General features: G+C 53.2%; 3 protein-coding genes, 1 tRNA gene and 2 rRNA genes. All 6 read right to left on the bottom strand.

Annotated features, from left to right (window positions below):
* A 23S ribosomal RNA gene (locus CDA56_RS14200) occupies window positions 1-2,475 on the bottom strand; the annotation flags it as partial.
* A gap of 190 nt (window positions 2,476-2,665) precedes the next feature.
* Window positions 2,666-2,740 (bottom strand) — tRNA-Glu (locus tag CDA56_RS14195).
* Window positions 2,741-2,827: 87 nt separating this feature from the next.
* A 16S ribosomal RNA gene (locus CDA56_RS14190) occupies window positions 2,828-4,367 on the bottom strand.
* 455 nt (window positions 4,368-4,822) lie between these two features.
* Window positions 4,823-7,396, bottom strand: coding sequence for an ATP-dependent chaperone ClpB (clpB, locus tag CDA56_RS14180; RefSeq protein WP_014226431.1), 2,574 nt, complete (start codon window positions 7,394-7,396; stop codon window positions 4,823-4,825).
* A 127-nt stretch (window positions 7,397-7,523) separates the two neighbouring features.
* Complete coding sequence (gene yfiH, locus CDA56_RS14175) at window positions 7,524-8,255, bottom strand: purine nucleoside phosphorylase YfiH (RefSeq protein WP_014226432.1); 732 nt, start codon at window positions 8,253-8,255, stop codon at window positions 7,524-7,526.
* The gene (gene rluD / locus CDA56_RS14170) at window positions 8,252-9,232 is read right to left on the bottom strand and encodes a 23S rRNA pseudouridine(1911/1915/1917) synthase RluD (protein ID WP_048260100.1); all 981 of its coding nucleotides are present in this window, start codon (window positions 9,230-9,232) and stop codon (window positions 8,252-8,254) included. Before rluD ends, yfiH begins: the two co-directional genes overlap by 4 nt.
* Between the last annotated feature and the right edge of the window lie 83 nt (window positions 9,233-9,315).

The raw sequence follows: 9,315 nt of genomic DNA, 5'->3' as shown, positions 1-9,315 counted from the left end.
ACTCTTGGGCGGTATCAGCCTGTTATCCCCGGAGTACCTTTTATCCGTTGAGCGATGGCCCTTCCATTCAGAACCACCGGATCACTATGACCTGCTTTCGCACCTGCTCGCGCCGTCACGCTCGCAGTCAAGCCAGCTTATGCCATTGCACTAACCTCCTGATGTCCGACCAGGATTAGCTGACCTTCGTGCTCCTCCGTTACTCTTTAGGAGGAGACCGCCCCAGTCAAACTACCCACCAGACACTGTCCGCAACCCCGATCAGGGGCCCACGTTAGAACACCAGCCATTAAAGGGTGGTATTTCAAGGATGGCTCCATGCAGACTGGCGTCCACACTTCAAAGCCTCCCACCTATCCTACACATCAAGGACCAGTGTTCAGTGTCAAGCTATAGTAAAGGTTCACGGGGTCTTTCCGTCTTGCCGCGGGTACACTGCATCTTCACAGCGAGTTCAATTTCACTGAGTCTCGGGTGGAGACAGCCTGGCCATCATTACGCCATTCGTGCAGGTCGGAACTTACCCGACAAGGAATTTCGCTACCTTAGGACCGTTATAGTTACGGCCGCCGTTTACCGGGGCTTCGATCAAGAGCTTCTCCTTACGGATAACCCCATCAATTAACCTTCCGGCACCGGGCAGGCGTCACACCGTATACGTCCACTTTCGTGTTTGCACAGTGCTGTGTTTTTAATAAACAGTTGCAGCCAGCTGGTATCTTCGACTGATTTCAGCTCCACGAGCAAGTCGCTTCACCTACCATCAGCGTGCCTTCTCCCGAAGTTACGGCACCATTTTGCCTAGTTCCTTCACCCGAGTTCTCTCAAGCGCCTTGGTATTCTCTACCTGACCACCTGTGTCGGTTTGGGGTACGATTTGATGTTACCTGATGCTTAGAGGCTTTTCCTGGAAGCAGGGCATTTGTCACTTCAGCACCGTAGTGCCTCGTCATCACACCTCAGCGTTAGTGACGTTCCGGATTTACCTGGAACATCCGCCTACATGCTTAAACCGGGACAACCGTCGCCCGGCCAACATAGCCTTCTCCGTCCCCCCTTCGCAGTAACACCGAGTACAGGAATATTAACCTGTTTCCCATCGACTACGCCTCTCGGCCTCGCCTTAGGGGTCGACTCACCCTGCCCCGATTAACGTTGGACAGGAACCCTTGGTCTTCCGGCGTGCGGGTTTTTCACCCGCATTATCGTTACTTATGTCAGCATTCGCACTTCTGATACCTCCAGCAACCCTCACAGGCCACCTTCAACGGCTTACAGAACGCTCCCCTACCCAACAACACATAGTGTCGCTGCCGCAGCTTCGGTGCATGGTTTAGCCCCGTTACATCTTCCGCGCAGGCCGACTCGACCAGTGAGCTATTACGCTTTCTTTAAATGATGGCTGCTTCTAAGCCAACATCCTGGCTGTCTGGGCCTTCCCACATCGTTTCCCACTTAACCATGACTTTGGGACCTTAGCTGGCGGTCTGGGTTGTTTCCCTCTTCACGACGGACGTTAGCACCCGCCGTGTGTCTCCCGTGATAACATTCTTCGGTATTCGTAGTTTGCATCGGGTTGGTAAGTCGGGATGACCCCCTAGCCGAAACAGTGCTCTACCCCCGAAGATGAGTTCACGAGGCGCTACCTAAATAGCTTTCGGGGAGAACCAGCTATCTCCCGGTTTGATTGGCCTTTCACCCCCAGCCACAAGTCATCCGCTAATTTTTCAACATTAGTCGGTTCGGTCCTCCAGTTAGTGTTACCCAACCTTCAACCTGCCCATGGCTAGATCACCGGGTTTCGGGTCTATACCCTGCAACTTAACGCCCAGTTAAGACTCGGTTTCCCTGCGGCTCCCCTATACGGTTAACCTTGCTACAGAATATAAGTCGCTGACCCATTATACAAAAGGTACGCAGTCACCCAACAAGTGGGCTCCTACTGCTTGTACGTACACGGTTTCAGGTTCTTTTTCACTCCCCTCGCCGGGGTTCTTTTCGCCTTTCCCTCACGGTACTGGTTCACTATCGGTCAGTCAGGAGTATTTAGCCTTGGAGGATGGTCCCCCCATATTCAGACAGGATACCACGTGTCCCGCCCTACTCTTCGAGTTCACAACCTGTGTGTTTTAGTGTACGGGAGTATCACCCTGTACCCTGCGACTTTCCAGACGCTTCCACTAACACACAAGCTGATTCAGACTCCGGGCTGCTCCCCGTTCGCTCGCCGCTACTGGGGGAATCTCGGTTGATTTCTTTTCCTCGGGGTACTTAGATGTTTCAGTTCCCCCGGTTCGCCTCGTTTGACTATGTATTCATCAAACGATAGTGCAACGAATTGCACTGGGTTTCCCCATTCGGACATCGCCGGCTATAACGGTTCATATCACCTTACCGACGCTTTTCGCAGATTAGCACGTCCTTCATCGCCTCTGACTGCCAGGGCATCCACCGTGTACGCTTAGTCGCTTAACCTCACAACCCGAAGATGTTTCGTAAAACATCGTCGTGTCGCGAAAATTTGAGAGACTCGAACACACTTGAACAGTGTGTCGTTTCAATTTTCAGCTTGATCCAGATTTTTAAAGAGCAAATATCTCAAACGTCACCCGAAGATGAGTTTTGAGATATCGGTTGGTTGTGCCTTTCACTCACAGCCAGCAAGTGGCGTCCCCTAGGGGATTCGAACCCCTGTTGCCGCCGTGAAAGGGCGGAGTCCTAACCGCTAGACGAAGGGGACACGAGGTGTCGCGACTTCGCAGCCGTCTTGCTTCTTTACATCTATCAGACAATCTGTGTGAGCACTACAAAGGCAGGTTCTTTAAGGTAAGGAGGTGATCCAACCGCAGGTTCCCCTACGGTTACCTTGTTACGACTTCACCCCAGTCATGAATCACAAAGTGGTAAGCGCCCTCCCGAAGGTTAAGCTACCTACTTCTTTTGCAACCCACTCCCATGGTGTGACGGGCGGTGTGTACAAGGCCCGGGAACGTATTCACCGTGGCATTCTGATCCACGATTACTAGCGATTCCGACTTCATGGAGTCGAGTTGCAGACTCCAATCCGGACTACGACATACTTTATGAGGTCCGCTTGCTCTCGCGAGGTCGCTTCTCTTTGTATATGCCATTGTAGCACGTGTGTAGCCCTACTCGTAAGGGCCATGATGACTTGACGTCATCCCCACCTTCCTCCAGTTTATCACTGGCAGTCTCCTTTGAGTTCCCGGCCGGACCGCTGGCAACAAAGGATAAGGGTTGCGCTCGTTGCGGGACTTAACCCAACATTTCACAACACGAGCTGACGACAGCCATGCAGCACCTGTCTCAGAGTTCCCGAAGGCACCAAAGCATCTCTGCTAAGTTCTCTGGATGTCAAGAGTAGGTAAGGTTCTTCGCGTTGCATCGAATTAAACCACATGCTCCACCGCTTGTGCGGGCCCCCGTCAATTCATTTGAGTTTTAACCTTGCGGCCGTACTCCCCAGGCGGTCGACTTAACGCGTTAGCTCCGGAAGCCACTCCTCAAGGGAACAACCTCCAAGTCGACATCGTTTACAGCGTGGACTACCAGGGTATCTAATCCTGTTTGCTCCCCACGCTTTCGCACCTGAGCGTCAGTCTTTGTCCAGGGGGCCGCCTTCGCCACCGGTATTCCTCCAGATCTCTACGCATTTCACCGCTACACCTGGAATTCTACCCCCCTCTACAAGACTCCAGCCTGCCAGTTTCGAATGCAGTTCCCAGGTTGAGCCCGGGGATTTCACATCCGACTTGACAGACCGCCTGCGTGCGCTTTACGCCCAGTAATTCCGATTAACGCTTGCACCCTCCGTATTACCGCGGCTGCTGGCACGGAGTTAGCCGGTGCTTCTTCTGCGGGTAACGTCAATCGACAAGGTTATTAACCTTATCGCCTTCCTCCCCGCTGAAAGTACTTTACAACCCGAAGGCCTTCTTCATACACGCGGCATGGCTGCATCAGGCTTGCGCCCATTGTGCAATATTCCCCACTGCTGCCTCCCGTAGGAGTCTGGACCGTGTCTCAGTTCCAGTGTGGCTGGTCATCCTCTCAGACCAGCTAGGGATCGTCGCCTAGGTGAGCCGTTACCCCACCTACTAGCTAATCCCATCTGGGCACATCTGATGGCAAGAGGCCCGAAGGTCCCCCTCTTTGGTCTTGCGACGTTATGCGGTATTAGCTACCGTTTCCAGTAGTTATCCCCCTCCATCAGGCAGTTTCCCAGACATTACTCACCCGTCCGCCACTCGTCACCCGAGAGCAAGCTCTCTGTGCTACCGTTCGACTTGCATGTGTTAGGCCTGCCGCCAGCGTTCAATCTGAGCCATGATCAAACTCTTCAATTTAAGTTTGATGCTCGTGAATTAAACTTCGTAATGAATTACGTATGTTCACTCTTTGAGACTTGGTATTCATTTATTGTCCGAAGACATTAAGAATCCATGTCACTTTGAGTGCCCACACAGATTGTCTGATAAATTGTTAAAGAGCAGTGCAACGCGGCTTTCGCTCACCGTTGCGAGGTCCCGTATAATACGTTTTCCTCATTCAGAGTCAAGCGCTTATTTTTGCTTTTCTCTGCCGGTATTCATCGCTGAATCCCGCTGACCCGGCGGGCTGTAAGCCGGTGTTCCGTGTCAGTGGAGGCGCATTATAGGGAGTAATTCTGAAGTGGCAAGAGGAATTTCAAAAAAAAACTCCACCCGCTTATTTTTCAACCAAAGAAGCAGCTGAGAGTACATTATCGCCTGGTTTTTAAACAAAAACGAGCCCGGCGGGCCCGTTTTTGCTGTTTTGTGATTTACTGCACTGCCACTATCCGGTCGTTTTTCACAACCAGCTGCACTTCTTTACCCGGTATCAGCTCACCAGAGAGAATCTGCTGCGCCAGCGGGTTTTCGATCTGCTGCTGGATAGCACGTTTCAGAGGACGTGCGCCATAAACCGGATCGTAACCGTTTTCGCTCAGCAGCTTCAGTGCCTCATCAGAGAGGTGAACTTCATAGCCGCGTTCCTCAAGTCGTTTATACAACCGCTGCAGCTGAATCTGCGCAATAGAAGCAATGTGTTTTTCACCTAACGGGTGGAATACCACCACTTCATCAATACGGTTGATAAACTCCGGCCGGAAGCTTTGGCTAACCACGCCCAGAACCAGCTCTTTCATGTGGCTATAATCCAGGGCACCAAAACGTTCCTGAATGAGATCCGAACCGAGGTTAGAGGTCATGATGACGACCGTATTGCGGAAGTCGACCGTTCTCCCCTGCCCGTCAGTCAAACGTCCATCGTCCAGTACCTGCAGCAGAATGTTAAAGACATCCGGATGCGCTTTTTCCACTTCATCCAGCAGGATGACGGAATAAGGACGACGGCGGACCGCTTCAGTGAGATAGCCACCTTCTTCATAACCGACGTATCCCGGAGGCGCCCCAACCAGACGTGAAACGGAGTGTTTCTCCATAAACTCTGACATGTCGATACGTACCATCGCATCGTCGCTATCAAACATAAAGTTGGCCAGCGCTTTACAGAGTTCTGTTTTACCTACACCGGTAGGGCCCAGGAACAGGAACGAGCCGATTGGACGATTAGGATCGGATAATCCGGCACGGCTACGGCGGATCGCATTCGATACCGCTTCAACCGCTTCATTCTGACCAATGACGCGACTATGCAGCTCCTGCTCCATACGCAGCAGCTTCTCACGCTCGCCTTCCAGCATTCTGGCCACCGGGATACCCGTCCAGCGAGCCAGCACTTCCGCGATTTCCGCATCCGTAACTTTATTACGCAACAGACGCATCGTCTTGCCTTCGGATTGCGTTGCCGCCGCCAGCTGTTTTTCCAGCTCCGGGATTTTGCCGTACTGCAGCTCGGACATCCGCGCCAGATCGCCGACGCGACGCGCCTGCTCAATAGCGATTTTCGCCTGTTCCAGCTCAGCCTTAATCGTCTGGGTTCCGGAGAGCGATGCTTTTTCAGCCTTCCACTCTTCTTCTAAGACTGAATATTGACGTTCTTTATCGGCCAGCTCCTCATTCAGCATATCCAGCCGCTTAATGCTGGCTTCATCAGACTCTTTCTTCAGCGCCTGCTGTTCCAGCTTGAGCTGAATGATGCGACGGTCGAGTCTGTCCAGCTCTTCCGGTTTTGAGTCAATCTGCATCCGAATGCTGGAAGCGGCTTCATCGATCAGGTCGATAGCTTTATCCGGCAGCTGTCGGTCGGCGATATAGCGATGAGACAGCGTGGCTGCCGCAACAATCGCCGGGTCGGTGATCTGCACGTGGTGGTGCAGTTCATAACGTTCTTTCAGACCACGCAAAATCGCAATGGTATCTTCAACGGTCGGCTCCGCCACGAATACTTTCTGGAAACGACGTTCCAGCGCGGCGTCTTTCTCAATGTACTGGCGATATTCATCCAGCGTCGTAGCGCCCACGCAGTGCAGCTCACCGCGCGCCAGCGCCGGTTTCAGCATGTTACCGGCGTCCATTGCGCCGTCCGCTTTACCCGCGCCCACCATGGTGTGCAGCTCATCGATAAACAGGATGACGTTGCCTTCCTGCTTGGCGAGGTCATTCAGAACGCCTTTTAAGCGCTCTTCAAACTCACCGCGGTATTTGGCACCCGCCACCAGCGCGCCCATATCGAGCGCCAGCACCCGGCGCCCCTTCAGCCCTTCCGGCACTTCACCGTTGACGATCCGCTGCGCCAGCCCTTCAACAATGGCCGTTTTACCTACACCGGGTTCACCAATCAGCACCGGGTTGTTTTTGGTACGGCGCTGCAGAACCTGAATCGTACGACGAATTTCTTCATCGCGGCCAATCACCGGATCAAGCTTGCCCTGCTCGGCACGTTCGGTCAGATCGACGGTAAATTTTTTCAAGGCCTGACGTTGGTCTTCGGCTCCCTGATCGTTCACGCTTTCACCTCCGCGCATTTGTTCGATCGCCTGACTCACGTTGGCGGTTGTGGCCCCGGCGGATTTTAAAAGGTCGGTCAGCGTGCCGCGTGATTCAAGCGCTGCCAGAACGAACAGCTCTGACGAAATAAAGTTGTCCTTTCTCTTTTGCGCCAGCTTGTCGCAAAGGTTCAGAATACGCACTAAATCCTGGGACGGTTGAACATCGCCGCCGGTACCTTCCACCTGCGGCAATCGGCTCAACGCCTGTTCAATATTGGTGCGCAACTCTCCGGCATTGATGCCCGCCGAAGTTAATAAAGGACGTATCGATCCCCCTTCCTGATTCAGCAAGGCGCTCATAAGATGAAGAGGTTCGATGAATTGGTTGTCGTGCCCGAGTGCAAGGGACTGGGCATCGGCAAGAGCAAGCTGGAATTTATTGGTAAGACGATCCAGACGCATAACTCCTCCCATAACAGGTCAAATTTGCTACTGGAGATTAAATGAGGTCATCCCTCAATTATTCAAGGTTAAAGACCTGAACTATGCAAAAATAAGTTTGCCTTCTGGATCGTCTTAGTTCGGGAGGTTATATCAGCCAGATGAAACTTGCCATACGACCCGTCGTCTTGTCGCGACGATAAGAGAAAAAATCATCTTTTTCGCTGAGGGTACAGCGGTCACCGCCAAAAATCTGCTCAACGCCAACGCTCGCCAGCCGCTGACGCGCAAGCTGATAGATATCAGCAAAATACTTTTCACCTGCAGGACGAAATGCGCGCTCCGCCTGAGTATCTTTTGCCATAAAGGCCTCACGTACCTCCGGACCAACCTCAAACGCGTCCGGCCCAATGGCGGGACCAAGCCAGGCCATGATGTTTTCCGGTTTATCGGCAAAACAGGCCACGGTTTCTTCCAGCACGCCTTCACAAAGGCCCCGCCAGCCGGCATGAGCAGCCGCAACTTCCGTTCCCGCGCGGTTGCAAAAAAGCACCGGCAGGCAATCAGCGGTCATCACCGCGCATACCGTACCCGGCACATTGCAGTATGAAGCATCAGCGCGCTTTGACTCGTACGGCCCGCCGTCGAGCTTTAACACTGCCGTACCGTGAACCTGCTCGAGCCACACCGGGTATGACGGAAGACCGCCAGCGGCGAACATGCGCCGACGGTTCTCTTCTACATGCTGCAGATTGTCTCCGCAATGGGCACCGAGGTTAAGTGAATCGTATGGCGACAAACTCACCCCGCCAGCGCGCGTGGAACTACAGGCTGCCACGCCTTCCGGCATTGGCCATTGCGGTACAATCAGTTTAGTCATAGCCAGTCAATATCGTCTTTATGGGTTTCAAAATCAGCGCGCATGGCATCAATCAAATCAACCATATCCTGTGGAATTGGCGCATGCCATTCCATCTCAATACCGCTGATCGGATGGTATAAACGCAGCATGGTGGCATGCAGGGCCTGGCGATCGAACTTACGCAGAGCGGTGATGAACTCTTCCGATGCGCCTTTAGGCGGACGCGGGCGCCCGCCATAAACCTGATCGCCCACCAGCGGATGAGTGATGTGCGCCATGTGTACGCGAATCTGATGCGTACGGCCGGTCTCCAGGCGCAAACGCAGACGAGTATGAATGCGAAAATGCTCCATGATCCGATAGTGCGTCACCGCCGGTTTTCCCATGGGATGTACCGCCATATGCGTACGCTTGGTCGGGTGGCGGCTAATCGGTTCTTCCACCGTTCCGCCAGCGGTCATGTGACCAATCGCCACCGCTTCATACTCGCGGGTGATTTCGCGCAGCTGCAGGGATTCCACCAGGCGGGTTTGCGCCGGAATGGTCTTCGCGACCACCATCAAGCCGGTGGTGTCTTTATCAAGACGGTGCACGATCCCCGCACGCGGCACGTCAGCAATGGCCGGATAGTAGTGCAACAGCGCATTCAGCACAGTACCGTCAGGGTTGCCCGCGCCAGGGTGCACAACTAAATCGCGCGGTTTATTAATTACGAGGATGTCATCATCTTCATAAACGATATTGAGCGGAATATCCTGTGCCTGGAAACGGACTTCTTCTTCGATTTCAACATCGATAGCAATCGTTTCTCCCCCCAGCACTTTCTCTTTCGGCTTGTCGCTGACGCTGCCGTTTACCAGCACTCTCTGGTCAAGGATCCATTCTTTTATGCGCGAACGCGAATAATCCGGGAACAATTCGGCCAAAGCCTGATCTAAGCGTTGTCCGAGTTGATTTTCGGACACCGTTGCGTTGAGTTGTACTCGTTGTGCCATATACAGCTTCTTCGTTTTAACGTTGGGTTTTACGGCTTTGCCGTTTAATATAGTGTGCTATTGTAGCTGGTCTTAATCGGGAG

This window comes from Klebsiella michiganensis, assembly GCF_002925905.1.
GTDB lineage: Bacteria > Pseudomonadota > Gammaproteobacteria > Enterobacterales > Enterobacteriaceae > Klebsiella > Klebsiella michiganensis.
This window is presented reverse-complemented; position numbering and strand designations above follow the sequence as displayed.

Excerpts from the sequence above, each read along its gene's own strand:
- clpB (WP_014226431.1), bottom strand. The coding sequence starts at position 7,396 with ATGCGTCTGGATCGTCTTACCAATAAATTCCAGCTTGCTCTTGCCGAT.
- yfiH (WP_014226432.1), bottom strand. The coding sequence starts at position 8,255 with ATGACTAAACTGATTGTACCGCAATGGCCAATGCCGGAAGGCGTGGCA.
- rluD (WP_048260100.1), bottom strand. The coding sequence starts at position 9,232 with ATGGCACAACGAGTACAACTCAACGCAACGGTGTCCGAAAATCAACTC.